The organism is Corynebacterium sp. CCM 9204, from assembly GCF_041357695.1.
Taxonomy (GTDB): Bacteria; Actinomycetota; Actinomycetes; order Mycobacteriales; family Mycobacteriaceae; genus Corynebacterium.
The window spans coordinates 127,274-143,958 of sequence record NZ_JAUERX010000001.1 but is presented as its reverse complement, the minus strand read 5'-3'; the positions used below and the strand labels follow the sequence as shown (position 1 = coordinate 143,958).

14 protein-coding genes and 1 pseudogene are annotated in these 16,685 nt (G+C 64.5%); 5 read left to right on the top strand and 10 right to left on the bottom strand.

All coding sequences use genetic code 11. The annotated features are described in order from the left end of the window. Positions 1-32 precede the first annotated feature (32 nt). The 5 genes from QWU43_RS00615 to QWU43_RS00595 form a co-directional block, all read right to left on the bottom strand. A complete protein-coding gene (locus tag QWU43_RS00615) occupies positions 33-866 on the bottom strand; it encodes a DegV family protein (RefSeq protein ID WP_370915688.1) in 834 nt (277 codons plus the stop codon). Positions 867-948: 82 nt separating this feature from the next. Then, positions 949-1,659 (bottom strand): histidine phosphatase family protein, encoded by a 711-nt coding sequence (locus tag QWU43_RS00610; RefSeq protein ID WP_370915687.1) that lies wholly within the window; start codon positions 1,657-1,659, stop codon positions 949-951. Next, entirely contained in the window at positions 1,656-2,123 is a 468-nt protein-coding gene (gene rsfS / locus QWU43_RS00605) for a ribosome silencing factor (RefSeq protein WP_370915686.1), read from the bottom strand. The genes QWU43_RS00610 and rsfS overlap by 4 nt, the downstream gene beginning before the upstream one ends. A gap of 199 nt (positions 2,124-2,322) precedes the next feature. Further along, positions 2,323-2,979, bottom strand: a complete 657-nt coding sequence (nadD, locus tag QWU43_RS00600; protein WP_370915736.1) for a nicotinate-nucleotide adenylyltransferase — start codon at positions 2,977-2,979, stop codon at positions 2,323-2,325. Between the two features lie 74 nt (positions 2,980-3,053). Next, the gene (locus tag QWU43_RS00595; RefSeq protein ID WP_370917187.1) at positions 3,054-4,448 is read right to left on the bottom strand and encodes a glutamate-5-semialdehyde dehydrogenase; all 1,395 of its coding nucleotides are present in this window, start codon (positions 4,446-4,448) and stop codon (positions 3,054-3,056) included. Positions 4,449-4,592: 144 nt separating this feature from the next. On the opposite strand from QWU43_RS00595, the gene QWU43_RS00590 reads away from it, so the two are divergent. After that, complete coding sequence (locus QWU43_RS00590; RefSeq protein WP_370916874.1) at positions 4,593-7,565, top strand: PD-(D/E)XK nuclease family protein; 2,973 nt, start codon at positions 4,593-4,595, stop codon at positions 7,563-7,565. Between the two features lie 4 nt (positions 7,566-7,569). After that, complete coding sequence (locus QWU43_RS00585) at positions 7,570-10,959, top strand: UvrD-helicase domain-containing protein (RefSeq protein ID WP_370916873.1); 3,390 nt, start codon at positions 7,570-7,572, stop codon at positions 10,957-10,959. Between the two features lie 18 nt (positions 10,960-10,977). On the opposite strand, the gene QWU43_RS00580 is transcribed toward QWU43_RS00585, so the two are convergent. From QWU43_RS00580 to obgE, 3 genes are all read right to left on the bottom strand, one after another. After that, positions 10,978-11,892, bottom strand: coding sequence for a D-isomer specific 2-hydroxyacid dehydrogenase family protein (locus tag QWU43_RS00580; protein ID WP_370916872.1), 915 nt, complete (start codon positions 11,890-11,892; stop codon positions 10,978-10,980). Positions 11,893-12,099: 207 nt separating this feature from the next. Beyond that, the gene (gene proB / locus QWU43_RS00575; protein ID WP_370915682.1) at positions 12,100-13,251 is read right to left on the bottom strand and encodes a glutamate 5-kinase; all 1,152 of its coding nucleotides are present in this window, start codon (positions 13,249-13,251) and stop codon (positions 12,100-12,102) included. A 91-nt stretch (positions 13,252-13,342) separates the two neighbouring features. After that, the gene (gene obgE / locus QWU43_RS00570) at positions 13,343-14,857 is read right to left on the bottom strand and encodes a GTPase ObgE (protein WP_370916871.1); all 1,515 of its coding nucleotides are present in this window, start codon (positions 14,855-14,857) and stop codon (positions 13,343-13,345) included. A 53-nt stretch (positions 14,858-14,910) separates the two neighbouring features. On the opposite strand from obgE, the gene QWU43_RS00565 reads away from it, so the two are divergent. The 3 genes and pseudogenes from QWU43_RS00565 (at position 14,911) to QWU43_RS00555 (ending at position 15,867) form a co-directional block, all read left to right on the top strand. Further along, on the top strand, positions 14,911-15,126 hold the full coding sequence (locus QWU43_RS00565) for a hypothetical protein (RefSeq protein WP_370916870.1): 216 nt from the start codon (positions 14,911-14,913) through the stop codon (positions 15,124-15,126). Between the two features lie 41 nt (positions 15,127-15,167). Continuing rightward, positions 15,168-15,419, top strand: a pseudogene (locus QWU43_RS00560) (NAD(P)H-binding protein); the annotation flags it as partial. A gap of 64 nt (positions 15,420-15,483) precedes the next feature. After that, a complete protein-coding gene (locus QWU43_RS00555; protein ID WP_370917209.1) occupies positions 15,484-15,867 on the top strand; it encodes a hypothetical protein in 384 nt (127 codons plus the stop codon). A 196-nt stretch (positions 15,868-16,063) separates the two neighbouring features. On the opposite strand, the gene rpmA is transcribed toward QWU43_RS00555, so the two are convergent. Continuing rightward, the gene (rpmA, locus tag QWU43_RS00550) at positions 16,064-16,330 is read right to left on the bottom strand and encodes a 50S ribosomal protein L27 (protein WP_370915679.1); all 267 of its coding nucleotides are present in this window, start codon (positions 16,328-16,330) and stop codon (positions 16,064-16,066) included. 48 nt (positions 16,331-16,378) lie between these two features. Next, positions 16,379-16,684, bottom strand: coding sequence for a 50S ribosomal protein L21 (rplU, locus tag QWU43_RS00545; protein ID WP_370915678.1), 306 nt, complete (start codon positions 16,682-16,684; stop codon positions 16,379-16,381). Between the last annotated feature and the right edge of the window lies 1 nt (position 16,685).

Below are 16,685 nucleotides of genomic sequence, written 5' to 3'. Positions count from 1 at the left end.
AATCAACCTGTGCACCAATTGAATCGGGCCAGCTAGTCGCCTGTGGAAATCCCATCGGCGAGCTCCGCGGCGTCCGCAGAATAGACCATGGACAGTGCGACCGCACCCGGCCCCGAATGCACGGCGAGCACCGGATCCATGTCGACGATCATCAGTGTGGAGCCCTCGGGCAACCGCTCGGTGAGCATCTGCGCCAGTGCCCTGGACGCTTCCCTCGCCTCGTGTTGCTGTATCGCCGCAAACACCGGTGTGTCACCGACACCGTGACACGAGAGTTCCACGAGCTTCGTCATCCCCTTAGACTGGGTTCGGGTCTTCGCGAGGATTTCCAGACGCCCGTCCTTCAGATGCAGGATCGGGCGATTAGCCAGCCCCGTCGGCATGGTCGAGATCAATTGCGTCGCGGTCGACAACCTTCCTGACCTGCGGAGTTCATCCATCCGATGCACGTACAACCACATGTCACCGCGGTCCAGGACATCGACCGCGGCAGCGTAGCAGGTCTCCAGATCCGCCCCGTCCAGGGCCAGTCGGGCGGCCGCCATGACAGCAGCCCCCACCCCCATCCCCATGGATGACGTGTCGACCACACGCACCAGATCATCATCGAAGACGGCGGCTGCAGTAACCGCATTGGACCAGGTCGAGGACAGCTCCTTTGACAGATGCAGGGCCAGAACACCCCCGTCCCCGCCACGCTCAAGTTGCCGGGCATAGACCGCCACAAGTTCGAGTGCGGACAACCCAGAGGTGGAACTATCTTTGCCGTTACGCATCATGTGCAGGTCAATCACCGTGATGTCCAGGTCATCGACGACCACATCAGGCAGACAGGCCGCCGAATCAGTGACGACACGTACGGGCATAGGGGTGAGAACTCCTCACGGTGACGGTTCCGGATTTAGTTCACCTAAACGTAGCACCGGTGAGGGCAGGACCCGAAAGCGATCAGTGCGCGCTGTAGGTGACTCCGGCATTCCAGACATCGAGATACCAACGCGCACGGGTGACGTTGTCCGGGGTGAAGATCGCCTCGGGCATGATCTGATCCGCATCACCGAGAGCATCGCGGCTCCCGGGATAGAACGGCGGCCGGGCGGTGAGCTTCGCCCAGTGGCAGTTGTTCGGCCCGTTCAACAGCGGCAACTGCTCCGGTGCAATGTTCAGCAACGACGCTGTCAACGCTTTCAGGGTGCCACCATGGGCGACGAGGAGCACAGCGCCCGAATCCCAGTCGTCGTACGTGCGCATCAGCTCATCGACGACCTCCCGCGCCCGGGCACCAACCTCAAGATGAGTTTCCCCGCCCGGCGGTGCCCAGTTCACGTCCCGACGCCAGATAGCCCGGGCACCGGGATGCGCGGCATCCACCTCGATGTTCGTCTTCTCCTGCCATTCACCCAGATCCGTCTCCCGGAGACGGCGGTCCTTCTCCACCGTGAGCCCGAGGGCCTCGGCGAACGGCGTCGCCGTGTCGTGGGCTCGGGTCAGGTCAGAAGAGAGAACCCGGGTTATGCCGAAAGAACGGAGTGGCTCGACGACCGCACGTGCCTGCGCACGCCCGATATCGGAGAGTGTGGAGTCGTAGTGCCCCTGCATCCGGCCGGTCGCGTTGTAGTCGGTCTGACCGTGGCGGAGCAGGATGAGTCTGCGGGTCACAGCTCGTTCGCGTCGGGTTCCTCGGACGCGAGCGGGATCTCATCGATGGAACCGACGGCACGGACATCGACGTCGTTCGACCAGGTTTCGGGGCGCTCCGGGGTCTCGATACCCTCGATCTCGATGAAGGGGCAATCACGCCACAGACGATCCAGACCGTAGAACTCGCGCTCCTCGGTGCGCTGAACGTGGACGACGATCTCACCATAGTCGAGAAGCGCCCACCTACCCTCGCGTACACCTTCACGACGGATCGGCTTGGCACCGACCTCGCGGAGCTTCTCCTCCACCTCGTCGACAATGGCTCCGACCTGGCGGTCAGTGGCGGCAGACGCGATGACGAAACAATCCGTGATGATGAGCTGACCAGAGACGTCGATGACGGCGATCTCTTCAGCGAGCTTCTCTGCCGCCGCGTGTGCGGCAACGGTGGCGAGTTTGATGGAGGTGGTGGTTGCAGGCACAGGTTCTCTTCCGTGAGGGTCTTCTACTTCGCGTGTGCATGCCCGGCTGGAATACGTTGCACTTTCGCAGCCGTACCACCCGAGCGCACACTCTCAGACCCAAGTGTCCCACGGTTTGCGTGTTACGGCACATTTCAACGCGGACACCCGGGCAAATTCGTCACCCTACCCCACCCTGAACACATCCATCCCGGTGGTGTCAGGGCATCGGATCATGTTCGGCATCTGCGCCACCTGGCCGGTAGAGCTGACGTTTCGCGATGTACTGCACCACACCATCCGGCACAAGGTACCAGAGAGGTCGACCTTCGGCGGCCCGCTGACGGCAATCCGTCGAAGATATCGACATGGCGGGAATCTCCAACAACGACAGCCGACGGCGGTGCACCTCAGGGAGAATGTCATCATCGAGTTCATATCCTGGCCGGGTCACCCCGATGAACTCCGCGAGGACGAACATCTCCTCCCAGTCCCGCCACGTAACGATCTTCGCCAACGCATCCGCACCGGTAATGAAGAACAGTTCCGCAGCGGGGAACTGACGCCGCAAATCTCGGAGCGTGTCCACGGTGTAGGTCGCGCCCCCTCGATCAATGTCGACACGGGAGACCGTGAACCGGGGATTGGAGGCCGTCGCGATCACCGTCATCAGATAACGATCTTCCGCTGGACTCACGTTACGACCTGATTTCTGCCACGGCTGCCCCGTGGGCACGAACACCACGAGATCCAGATCGTGCAGGTCCGCAACCTCACTGCCAGCGACGAGGTGCCCATTGTGGATAGGGTCGAACGTCCCGCCCATGATCCCGATTCGCCGGACCCCGGGGACTCGCCCACCGGCATCCTCGTGCATACCGGCCAACTCTGCGGAGGTGTTCATGGTCGGTGATTCTACCCGGGTGACTGCTCCACGGAGCCGTCACCCGGTCAGGGGCGGGTCTGCCCGTCGCCTGTGAGCACCCACTTCGTGGTGGTGAGTTCGGGCAACGCCATCGGCCCGCGGGCGTGCAACTTCTGGGTGGAGATGCCGATCTCAGCACCGAACCCGTACTGTTCCCCGTCGGTGAACGCGGTCGAGGCGTTCACCATCACCGCTGCGGAGTCGACCCCCGCGACGAACCGGTCCGCTGCCCTGATGTCGGTGGTGACGATCGCGTCCGTGTGCCCCGATGACCACCGGGAAATGTGCTCAACAGCACCGTCGACACCGTCAACCACACCGACGGCAATGTCCATCGACAGGTACTCGTCAGACCAGTCTGCGTCGGTCGCAGGCTCAACATCCGTGACACCGAACGCCGCCAGCGCGTCAACGTCACCGTGGATCCGGACACCGGCCTCCTGCAACGCCTGTACGACACGCAGCTTGTCGGCGTCGGCCAACGCCACGTCCAGAAGCACCGTCTCCGTGGCGTTGCAGACACTCGGACGGCGGGTCTTGCCGTTGACGACGATGGCGATGGCCTGATCGAGATCCACCGTACCGTCGATGTAGACGTGGCAGTTACCGGTCCCGGTCTCGATCGCGGGCACGGTGGCACCGGTGACAACGGCCTCAATCAGCCCAGCCCCACCGCGCGGGATCACGAGATCGACCAGACCACGGGCCGTTATGAGATCCTGCACACTGTCGTGGGTCTCACACGGCAGGAGCTGGACGGCCTCACGTGGCAACCCCTCCTGCGCGAGAACGTCCTGCAGCACTGCGACAAGCGCGGTATTCGAGTTACGGGCGGAACGCGACCCGCGCAGAAGTGCGACGTTGCCGGATTTCAGGGCTAGACCGAAGGCGTCCACGGTGACGTTGGGCCGGGCCTCGTAAACCATGCCCATCACCCCGAGTGGTACCCGAACCTGACGCATGCGGATACCGTTCGGCAGGGTCTTCCCGCCTGTGACGTCCCCCACTGGGTCGGGAAGGGCGGCGACCTGACGCAGGCCACCCGCGATCCCGGCGATCCGGTCCTCGTCCAGGGCTAACCGGTCGATCAGGGAATCGTTCATACCGGCGTCACGCCCGACCGCAATGTCGTGCGCATTCGCCTCCAGAATCTCTTCGGAGCGGGAGACCAGTGCATCGGCTGCGGCCAAAAGCACGGCATTCTTGATGTCCGTCGTGGCCTGGGCGATCATCCGCGCCGCGGCTTTCGCCGCGCGGGCCTTCGCCAGCACCTCCTCGCGTTCCCTGGCCCGGGTAGAGATGAGCGTGTCGGTATTCTTCGCGGGGTTCATGCCGCCGAATCTTAGCAGCGCAGAACCAACTGTGCGGCGCTTCACCACAGGTCGGAGGCACGAACCATCTCCCCTTCCCCGCCGGATCAGGCGAACGCCCAACACTCGATAGAACATATGTTCGATATGGAAAGTGGGTGGTGTCCCACCCCCAATTAAGCTGTCCGGTAACGAGCAATACCCACCACTTCACCTCCGTACAAATCCCGGTGGTGCGACGACAAGGATCCCCGAATGAGTACAGGCACCGTCGCAGCCCAACTGACCGCAGCCATCGCCGAGATCCGCCGCACTGATCGGCTCCGGCCGGTCACAATCCTCTGCGGACCGACCGCCCGTGGCGACATCCTAGAGGAACTCACGTCCACCGGCACTCTCCTCGGAGTCACCGTCACCTCGTGCGTCGGGTACATCCTCGGGAGATCGGCGGAGTTGACGGAGAGTGGTGCCGGCCGCGTCCTCCTCGACCGTTCCCGAATCACCGGCTCGGTCATGCGGTTGCTCACTGACATGGAAACGGAATTCACCAGGTACGGCACCGCGGACCAACCGGCGACGAGAAACGCATTGGTCGCTATCGTCACTGAGCTGCTCTCCCTCCCCGAACATCTCCGGGACCAAACGGACGGTCGGCTCCTACCCGGTGCATGCCTCGACATCGCACACCACGTCCGGGCGCTGAATCCCGACTGTTTTACCTGGCACGATGCGTGTCAGCACGCCCTCACACCGCCGCCCGACGGAACTGCGATCGTCATCGTCAACGTCGTTCCCGCGGACCCCACCCAACGGTGGTTCCTGGATGAACTGGACGCGATCCGAATCGATACCATCGGGCAGGGCCTCACCGAGGAACGCCCGGAACCTGTGGTGTGGTCCTGCAGCGACGAGAACGATGAAGTGATGCGGGCAGTGCGCCACATCAGGAAACTCGTGGCGGAGGGAACACCGCCGCACCGGATTGCCTGCGGGTGGTGCAGCCCGGACTACGGGCACCGACTCTCCGACGCCCTGACCAGAGCCGCTGTTCCATTCACCGGGTTCTCGGACCTGCGGTGGTCGGATTCCCCCGAGGTACGCGCTCTCCTCCGCATTCTGGCGCTCGATCCGCAGGTACTGCCGCGCCGCGAACTGGCCGCGATTCTCGGCACCGGCACAATCCGACACCCGATCGACGGAGAAGCTGTCCACCGGGACACCTTCGACCGGGTCACCCGGCGCGCGGAGCGTTTCGATGTCCTCGCCCATTGGGAGGAACCGAGAACTTCGGACACCTGTTCCGGTGGGACAGTCGGGCACCCGGATACTGACCGGATGAGGCAGTGGGTGCTCGCCCTCCGCGACAATCTCACTGCACTGTGGAACGCTACGACCTGGGATCAGTTCACCAGCGCTCTCCGTGTCCTCGTGTCCACCCAGCTACGCCCCGGCAACAATCCGGACCGGGCAGCCGCGCTCGCCACGATCACCAGGGCCGTCGACGGATTGTCCGGCATGGGGGCGCAGCTTCCCCGGTTCCGGATCGATCTCGCGACCGAACTCTTCCGGACGTTCTTCGATGAACCCAAACCTGCCGATGCACCAGCCACCGCGATCTCCATCGGTGGGGTCGACGATTTACCGGGACGGATCCTCGATGCGGTCATCATCCTCGGTGCCACGGAGAAGGCACTTCCCGGTTCCGTCAACGAATCCAGCGCCATCACCTTCGCACAGCGTGGGCAGACGCCAGACGGCATCCAGGACACGCGAATCGAAGTCTTTCGCCGGGCATGCGCCACGGCACCCGGACACGCCATCGTCAGCTACCCCCGGAGCCACTGCGACGGCTCCGGTGGGGTCGGCCGCTCCCGTCTCATCACATCCACCCCGGAAATGGTCTCCGGCGGACTTATCGCGGCTCTTTCAGGAGCGGAGTCCTCAGTCCCAGCCGACCATCAGGAACTCTTGTTGGCGCAGATACTTGCCGGTGGAGAACCTGATCCGACGATCCGGCGGGCCGCAGACATCATCGGGGCCAGGGAAACCGGTGCCGCAGCGGGGGAGCCTTTCAGTGAATACAACGGTTGGATTCTGGACTTCACCACAGACCTGTTCCAGCGGGAACTGTCCGCAACGACGCTGGAGAGCTACCCGGAGTCCCCACTGACGTTCCTCATCGAACGGATCCTCGGTTGCCGAATTCTCGAGGACAATCCCCCGGAATCCGGCATCGACCCCCGCGACCGGGGAACCGTCTACCACCGGATCTTCGAGCTCTGGACCAGGGAAACCTGGCTGGATGCCACACCCCGACCGACCTGCTCGGCGGACATTGACTGGGTACAGGCCCGGTCCCGGCTGGACGCCATCGTCGATGAACAACTCACCGCACTCGCCCCTGCGTCAGGCGCGGGCGCACGCTGGAGTCTGTTTCGTGCGGAGGTGCACACCACAGTCGGCGCCTGGTTCGAGGAAGAACGGCGGGACGCCGTTGAAGGATGGGTACCAGTCGGTGCAGAGCTCGCATTTGGCGGCGTCAACCATGACGGGCAGAACGTCGTTCATCCCCTTGAAATAAGTCTGTCGGAGGGTACGGCCCTGAAATTCCGCGGTTCTATCGATCGCCTGGATTACCACCCCGGACAACGGGTTCTCCGCATCACCGATTACAAGTCGGGAAAGCAGATCTACTCCGGGAAGATCAATCAGGAGTATCCCACCGGCGAAAAGATCCTCCGACTACAGCTCGCCCTCTACGGTGCGGCCGTACGTGCAGCACTCGATGCGGCTGCCCCGCTCTTCCCCGGCCTGAAGGTACCGAGCCACCCCACCACAGGTGCACCACTCGTGGGGCTCCCCGACATCGATCCACCAAACATCGAATCCCGGTATCTGTTCTTTACCGACCACACGCCGCAGGACTCGCCGCGCACATCAGCAATCACCATAGACAACACCGTACTGAGGCATCTGGAGTCGACTCTCCTGGCACTCCACACCCTGATCAGCACCGGAGTGTTCCCGCCCCAGAGCAGAAACGGAAACACCGGAAACATCCCCCGTCCGAACTACCTCCGGCTCGGCGCCACAAACTACGACCGGGCGGCAGCGGCACTGGCGCTGCGCGGGTTCAACCCGCTCCAAATCACCACCGACGACCACCCCCGGGATCATTCCGGCCCACACACGAGCACGCCCACCACCGCAGCCCCGAGGAAGCAGTGACCCGATGACCACACCCACGCTTCACGACGACGCAGCACGTCGGACGATCACCACCGCAACCGGCATCAACCTCTTCGTCGAGGCCGGCGCCGGATCGGGGAAGACCCACCTCCTCGTCCAGCGCCTCATCACCCTCATCGTCGAAGAAGGCGTCCCCGTCAATAACATCGCGGCAATCACCTTCACGGAGAAAGCCGCCGGTGAACTTGCCGAGCGCCTCCGCTCCGCGCTTGAGGCCATCGCCGAAACAGGCGTACACGATTCAGGTATCGCGGTCCGCTCCTTTACCGACACCGACACCGCCCGCCGCAACGCCCAGGCCGCGCTCGAACAACTCCCGGCCGCGGCCATCGAGACACTGCACGCATTCTGCCTGCGCATCATCACCCTGCACCCACTCGAGGCAGGGGTTCCACCAATCATCAAGGTCGCATCCGACTTCACCAGTCTGCTCGCCTCCGATGATCTCGCCGCCGAATTTCTCACCCTCTGCGACGACACGATCACCGGGGCCGCACCGGACCTCACGGGGTTGCCGAACTGCCGCGTACGGGGGGAACAATTCGCCGAGAGCCTCACTGCGCTCTCGACGCACGGGGACTGGTTGAACACGGTGCGGGACCGCATCCGGTGGATGGACGAGCACTGGGGAGACCTCGGTCCGACCATCGCTGCTCCCCTCGTCCGACCGGAACCGATCACCGCACATGACGTCGACGACTACATCCGGCGTCTCCGCGAACTCCTCCGGAACTGTACGAACACCGAAGACAAGTTCGCCCTCACCGTGGCTTCCTGTATCAACAACGCGGAGGAACTTCTCGCCCACGCCCACCCTGCCCCCGAGTCACTGAAACCACCGTCATTCTCCTGCGGGCGTGGCGGACGGAAGGCCGACTGGGACATCCCCATCGATGACGCCAAGGACCGATTCCAGGCCATCGGCGACGATTGGGCAGCCAGATACAATGCAGAACCTGCCTTCCACGTGAACGTTCTGCGACACGTCATGGCGTGCCACGTCCTCGCCGCGGCGCAACGTCGGATCAACAGTGGCACCCTCGATTACCACGACCTGATCTACGTCGCCGACCGTCTGCTCACCCCGCCACCGGTAAACGTCCAGGACATCGCTGCAGAAACCCGCGAATCTGTCCGGGACGAACTCCACCGGCGTTTCACCCATCTGTTGATCGACGAGTTCCAGGACACCGACCCCGCGCAACTCCGAATCATCACGGCGATCGCCGGTAACGGTGACGAGCCACACCCCGGACGTCTGTTCACAGTCGGTGACCCGAAACAGTCGATCTACCGTTTCCGGCGCGCAGACATTGACTCATACCTGGCGTCCCGACCGACGGGAGCCCCCGGGCAGCCGGAACTCGTCGAACTCACCACCAACTTCCGTTCCACCGCACCTGTCATCAACTGGGTCAACGACGTCTTCGCCACGCTGTTCGCGGACAGTGACACCCACGATGACACCCGGCCCACCGTCCCCTTCGCGACACTGACCCCGCGCCCCGACGCCCCCACCGGGAACTGTGGCGTCGTCGTGATGAACAACAACCGCGACAACGCCGACGAACTGAACCCCGAGGAAGCGGAGAACACGGACATCGTCGCCGCCATCCGTGCTGCACTCGCCGGCCAGTGGCTTCACCACCCGAGGGGCAGCGGACAGCCCGAACCGACTCCCCTCCGACTGCGCGACATCGCGGTACTGGCTGTGACGCACAAGGCCGCCCGCGCGACAATGTCCGCGCTCCGGGATGCGGGGATCCCCCACATCAGTGAAAACTCCTCCCTCATCTACCAGGGAACCGAAATCGTCGACCTGCACACGGTGCTGCGGGCTATCTCCGACCCGGCGGATGAGTTCACCGTCGCAGCGGCACTGCGCACCAGTCTCATCGGCTGCTCCGACGATGATCTCGTCCGGTGGCGGGACGACGGGAACCGGTTCTTCCCTCACCACCGCACCGACGGCGGGGACAATCCAACCGCCTCATCACCGGTGTCCGCAGGCCTCGCCCTACTTGGTGCCCTCGCCACCGCAACCACCGGGGTCCCCGTCGGACGGGCCGTCGCCGCGACCATCGATGCGCTGAACATGGACGCCGTAGCCGCCGCCGTCCACCCCGACCCGACACCGGCTCTCCACAGGATTCGGACTGTCCGGGACAACGCCCACGACTACAGCCGGGAGGTTGGCGGTGATCTCCGCAGCTATCTCGAATGGGCCGATACCCAGGCCGTCACCAGTTCCCGGTTAGCGGAACCCGTCATCGACGACACCGGGGACGTCGACGCTGTCCGGGTACTCACCGTTCACGGCGCGAAGGGCCGCGAATTCCCGATGGTGATCCTTGCCGGGCTCAGCGGACAGAAACGCAACCACACCCCCGAGATCGGATTGAACCGGGATGAATCAGGAAGAGTGGCGATGCGATTGAGTGCCACCTGCCCCGAACTCCGTACCGCTGACTGGAAGACCTGGTCGCAGAATGAGAAGACCGCGTCAGAGTCCGAGTGGATCCGCCTGCTCTACGTCGCGGCAACTCGCGCCGAATCAGTGCTCGTCATCCCCATGGAGCCGAAGCTGACGAAGGCCGGGAGAGCGTACTCGAACTGTTCCGGATACCTCCTTCACAATCTCCTTGACCCCGGGAAAGTGACGTTCCCCCACCTCGCGGACATCGCTCCCGCCCCCACAACGGAAGGCACCTCCACCCAGACTCCGGACGACCTCGTACGGAGTACGCAGGAGGTGAACGCCGCCGTGTCGGCCGCAACGAGCCGCCCCGGCAGGGCAGCCGTAACCAGGCTCGCACACGGCGACCCCGCTTTCACCGATCTCCCTGATGACTATCCGGCCACCACCGGGTTCCGGCTCGCCGGGGCACCCGTGTCGAAGGACCACGGGACCGCATTCGGGACAGCGGTGCACCGGGTCATGGAACGTATCACCGACCCCGGAGAAACCCGCGAACTCGCCGCCGCTGCCGCACGCCTCACCGGACTTCCCCGACAACAAGCCGCCTCCGTTCGCGCGGCGGCGGAGAGTTTTCTCTCCTCACCGCTGATCCAGCGCGCGCTCGCCGGGGAGCACCACAGAGAGTTACCGGTTGCCGGGCGCGTGGGAGGCATCACGGTCGACGGCATCATCGACCTGCTCTACCGTGACGACGACGGCTGGGTGATCCTCGATTACAAGACCGACGCCGGGCTCAGCGCCACCACCGCCGATGAGTACTTCCGGCAACTGGCGCTCTACGCACACCTCATCGGCGACCAACTGGGATCACCCGTGACCCGCCTGGAACTGGCGGTGGCCCGAAAAGGCCACCCCGAGATCATCACCAGACACCGCGCACCAGCCGCCGGGTGAACCGGAACCCGGGGCAGATCAGTACCCCTGTTTCGGGTCCACCTCAGTCGGCATCCGTTCCCCAGTTTCCAGTGCGTCCAGATTCGCCAACACAGCGTCCGGCATCAGGCGCTGCATGCTCTCGAAGGTGTTCGCCGTGTGCGGGGTGATCACCACATTGTCCAGACCCCACAGCGGATGATCGTCGGGCAGCGGCTCCGGATCCGTGACATCCAACCCTGCCGCCCGGATCTGTCCCCGCCGCAACGCCTCCACCAGGTCATCGGTGACCACCAACGGGCCACGACCCACGTTGACCAGCACCGCCGTGTCCTTCATCAGGCCAAGTGTCCGGGTGTTGATCATCCCGCGGGTGTCCTCCGTCAACGGTGCAGCCAGAATCACGTGATCCGCCCGACGCAACACATCCTCGGTGTGCTGCGCGGTGACGGTCTCGACAGCGCCCTCAACCGGGCGACCGGAATTGTTCACCGCGATGACCTCGCAACCAAACCCAGCGAGCATGGGGATCAGGTCACGGCCGATCCCACCCGCGCCGATCACGGCGACGGTCGAGCCGAACAACCAACCAGTCCCCTCGTGCACCGCAGGCGCAGTGTCGAAAGAACCCTCACGGGCCACGTGCACATGCATGTGCAGCGCGGAAAGCAGCAACGCCACCGCAGACTCCGCCACCGGGCGACCGTATACCCCGGAGGCATTCGCCCACCGTCGGGAAGCATCGATGTACCCGGCTTCGAAAAACGCGTCAATCCCGGCCAGACACAATTGGACGAAACGGATGTTGTCCGGAAGAGACTCAGGGAACTCATCGGGGGCACCGTTGAAGACCAGGAAATCAGCGTCCTCCAGTTTCTCCACCCGCTCGTGCCCACGTCCGGACAGCGCATCCACGATGCTGTCCCACTCCCGGGTCTGCATGACGTACTTCATCTGGCCGTTCCTTTCCCGCGCTCGAACGCACCCGGCGCGGCATTGAATCATCTGTTGTCGCTCCAACCTAGCCGTCCACCCGGGCAGCAGGTGCGCGTTTCCGTTTTCCCGTCGGCAACGCCACCCGATCGGGATTGATCGCCAACTCCCCGGGTGGTGGGGAGCATGTGAGGAACCAGTCCCTGTGTGTGGTGGCCCGACACCGGTTCACGCCCTCGACGCGTAGTCCGACAGGTAGTCGGCGTGCACCACGGGGCGATGCATCCCCTCCGGAAGTTCAGAGGTCTGTTTCCCCAGCATCGGGGCGAGGGTGTGGGCATCATAGGCGACTTCACCTCGACCAATGATCTCGCCGTCAGGGCCGACGATGTCAACGATGTCACCTGAGTGGAACTCTCCGTCGATGCTCGTGATGCCGACCGCCAGGAGGGAGTTACCCCCCGCAGTCACCGCGCGCACAGCACCCGCGTCGATGCGCAGAGTACCGGCACTGTCCGCGGCGTAGAGCGCCCAAAACTTCCACGCCGAGATCCGTGTCGTCTTCGGGTGGAACACCGTCCCCACGTGCCCGGAGTCCAGGGCTGCACCGATCTGCACCGCGGAGGTCAGCAACACGGGGACACCGCACCGGGACGCAAGGCGTGCGGCCGATACCTTCGACGCCATTCCCCCGGTACCCACTCGGCCGCCGTCACCCGCGACGACATCCCGCAGATCGTTTCCATCCCGGACCTCACCGATGAAACGGGCCTCCGGGTCGACCGGGTTGCGGTCATACAGGCCGTCCACGTCGGACAGCAGGTAGAGTGCCTCCGCACCGGCGAGGTGCGCGACGATTGCAGCCAGCCGGTCATTGTCCCCGAAGCGCATCTCGGAGTGGGCCACGGTGTCATTCTCATTCACGATGGGTGTCACCCCGAGCTGGCGCAGCTTGTCCAGTGTGCGCTGTGCATTCCGCGTCCGGTCCCGCCGCCCTGCGTCCGAAGCGGTGAGCAGTACCTGCGCGGTCGGGCGCCCGTAGCGGGCGAAGGATCTGCCCCACTCGTGGGCGAGATACACCTGCCCGACAGCCGCGACAGCCTGCTTCGCCGCGAGGTCGGTGGGACGTTCAGTGAGATTCAACGGTCCCATCCCGGATGCCACCGCACCGGAGGACACGATGATCACGTGGGTTCCCGCGCCCTGCCGTGTCTGCACCGCATCGACGATACGGTCGATGGCAGCCGGATCCACCCGATTGTCTGCACCGGTCAGAGATGATGAACCGATCTTGACCACGACGCGGCGGGCGGCGGTGATCCGCGCCCGCAGTGCGGTCTCAGCATCGGATCGGGTCGGGGAAACGGGAGTCCTCGTCATGTGGACAGTCTAGAACCAGCACCCGGATACAACGGACGCCCGCCCCGCCGAAAGTAACTTCCGGGAGCGACGGGCGTCGACAAGCAGTGGATCAGCCCTGCCAACGCTCCCTGTCGGCTTCTTCGCCGTCACCGAAATCGAACTCGTCGATGAGACCACGGCGCACCTGGGACGCGCGCTTGCGTTCCGCGGCGGACACGCGGCCGGTCTGCTCGAGTCGGCCGTCCGTACCGCGGCCGGTCGGGGTCAGGTCCACACCAGCGGCGGTCATCGGCTCCCACTCGAAGGACAGTTCACCGATGGTCACGGTACAGCCCGCTTTGGCTCCGGCCTTGAACAGCGCATCCTCGACGCCGAGCTTCGCCAGCCTGTCCCCGAGGAAGCCGACCGCCTCGTCGTTCTCGAAATCGGTCTGCCGGATCCAGCGTTCGGGCTTCTCACCGCGAACGAGGAACGCGCCCTCCTCCGCCGGATCAGCCTCGATGACGAAGTCCCGAGTCTTGCCCTTCGCGTCGACGGGCTTCGGACGCACGATGGTCCGCGCATCCGATTCGGCGATCGGATTCTCCCTGCGGTGGGTCTCCACCATCTCCATCAGCTTGTACTTCAGGGGGTCGAGGCCCTTCTGCGCCACGGCGGAGATGATGAACACCGGCCAGCCGAATTGTTCCTCCAGGTCGGCGCGAACGAACTCAGCGAGTTCCTCCGCCTCCGGAATGTCAGCTTTATTGAGGATGATGATGCGGGGCCGGTCTTTCAGATCACCGAGGCCGGTATCCCTGTCCAACGCGGACTCGTAGGCCGCCAGTTCCCCTTCGAGGGCCTCGATATCGCTCGCCGGGTCTCGACCCGGTTCGAGGGTCGCTGCATCCACGACGTGCGCAAGCACCGCCGTCCGTTCGATATGCCGGAGGAAGTCCAGGCCAAGCCCTTTGCCTGTCGACGCCCCCGGGATCAATCCCGGTACGTCGGCGATGGTGAAGGTGCCGTTCCCGACGTTCACCACACCCAGGTTCGGGCGCAACGTAGTGAAGGGATAATCCGCGATCTTCGGCTTCGCGGCACTGAGTACGCTGACCAGTGAGGATTTACCCGCGGACGGGAACCCGACGAGACCGACGTCGGCCATCGACTTCAGTTCCAGGATGACGTCATGCTCCTCGCCGGGTTCGCCCTTCAGTGCGAAGCCGGGGGCCTTGCGCGCGCGGGATGCCAATGCGGCATTACCGAGGCCGCCCTGCCCGCCCTGGGCCGCAATGTAGCGCATCCCGTTCGCGGTGAGGTCAGCCATGACCTCGCCATTCTCGTTCAACACGACGGTGCCTGCGGGCACCTCGAGGACGAGGTCCTCACCTCGGGCGCCGTTGCGATGGTCACCCGCGCCGTTGCCGCCACGGGACGCCTTGATGTGCGGACGGAAATGGAAATCGAGGAGGGTGTGCACCTGGGGGGTCACCTCGAGGATGATGTCACCGCCGTGCCCACCGTTGCCGCCATCGGGGCCGCCGAGGGGCTTGAACTTCTCACGGTGAACGGAGGCGCAGCCGTTCCCGCCGTCGCCGGCGGACAGATGCAGGACCACGCGGTCCACGAAACGGTTGCTCATTGCGTTGAAATGCTTTCTTGTTGAAGAAAAATGCTCCCTCCAACCTACCGAACATGCGACTCAGGGCATACTCCCGAGCGGTCACGGTACTCCGGGTCCCCCGCCCCCACGGTGTGCCGTCCACCGCGGTTGGCGAAGTGGCCCGTCCGGAGATTCCCGGGAGACCCGACCCCGGCGGTGGTCCCGTCGGCCGTCGGGCGTGGAGATCACCCGGTGGATCGTGGCGGTTCCACACCGGATTCGGTCCCGCGGCCGAGGCCCGGGCGTAGGATCAGGGTCGGTACAGCAGATTCGATCGCGGGAGTGTGCCATGTCTGATCAGCCGGTCACCGTCGTGGGTGCGACAGGGTATCTGGGCCGTCACATCGTCGCGGAGCTCGACGGACGTGGACACCCGGTCCGCGCCATCGTCCGCGATCCCGTAACGGCGCGCCGGCCGGGCCCGCACGGGGCCCCGGCACTGGACGGGCCGCGCACGGAACTGGTGCCCGCGGACGTCACCGTCCCGGGCCGGGTGGCGGGCCTCCTCGATGGTTCGGCGAGGGTGTTCTCCGCGCTCGGGGTGACCCACCAGAAGGCGAGCCCGTGGGACGTCGATTTCTTGGCTAACCTCGCGGTTCTACGTGATGCTCGCCCGGAAGGGCGTGGTGTTCCTTCCCCCGGACCCGGGGATCCGGCTGAATCCGATTCACGGCGCGGACCTAGCGGCATTCTGCGTGGATCTTTCCGCGGATCAGACGAGGCGGGACCGTATCCGGGTCGAGGTGGGCGGCCCGGATGTTCTGACGGCCGTGGAGATCACCCGACTCGCCGCCGCGGCGGCCGGGACCACACCGCGGACCCTGCGCATACCCCGGCGGGTGCTCAACGGCGCGGTATGGACCGCGTCCCGCATCAGCGAACGTCACGGAAACCTGGCCCGGTTCTTCACCGAGGCCATGACGGGGGATGCGGTCGGACAGTGCACCGGTACCCACCATCTGTCCGACTGGTTCCGGGAGATCGTCTGACCCGGACGGGGTGTCCACCGCACGCGACGGCGACCCCGCGGTCACCGTGTCGCTGAGCGGACTCCGACGGATCGGCGTCTCACCCGGTGGGGTTTGAGCGTGGAGGCGGTCGGGAACACGCGAAAACGGCGCCCACCTCCCCGATCAGGGAAGTCGGCGCCGTTCAGGCACTTCGTCGAGAAGCCGACCGGGGGTACTAGACCGCTGCCGGGACGTTCTCAACGATGTTGATCATGCGGCGGTTGCGCTTGGTGGAGAACTGCACGGAGCCCGCCTTCAGAGCGAACAGTGTGTCATCTCCGCCGCGGCCAACGTTCTCACCGGGGTGGAACGAGGTGCCGCGCTGACGGATCAGGATCTCGCCGGCCTTGACCTGCTGGCCACCGAAACGCTTGACGCCGAGACGCTTTGACTCAGAATCGCGACCGTTGCTGGAGCTGGAAGCACCCTTCTTATGTGCCATTGTCTGTCTCCCTCCTTCAAAGGAAAAGATCGATGAAAGCCGACGGGCTTACTTGATGCCGGTGACCTTGATGACGGTCAGCGGCTGACGATGGCCCTGACGCTTCTTGTATCCGGTCTTGTTCTTGTACTTGAGAATGTTGATCTTCGGGCCCTTGGTGTGCTCGACGATCTCTGCATTGACGCTCACCTTGGCAAGCTGGTCAGCGGCGGTGGTGACGTCGGCGCCGTCGACGAGCAGAACCGGGGTGAGAGCCACGGACGAACCCGGCTCACCCTCGATCTTCTCGACCTTGACGAGGTCACCTTCGGCAACCTTGTACTGCTTGCCGCCGGTCTTGACGATCGCATACATA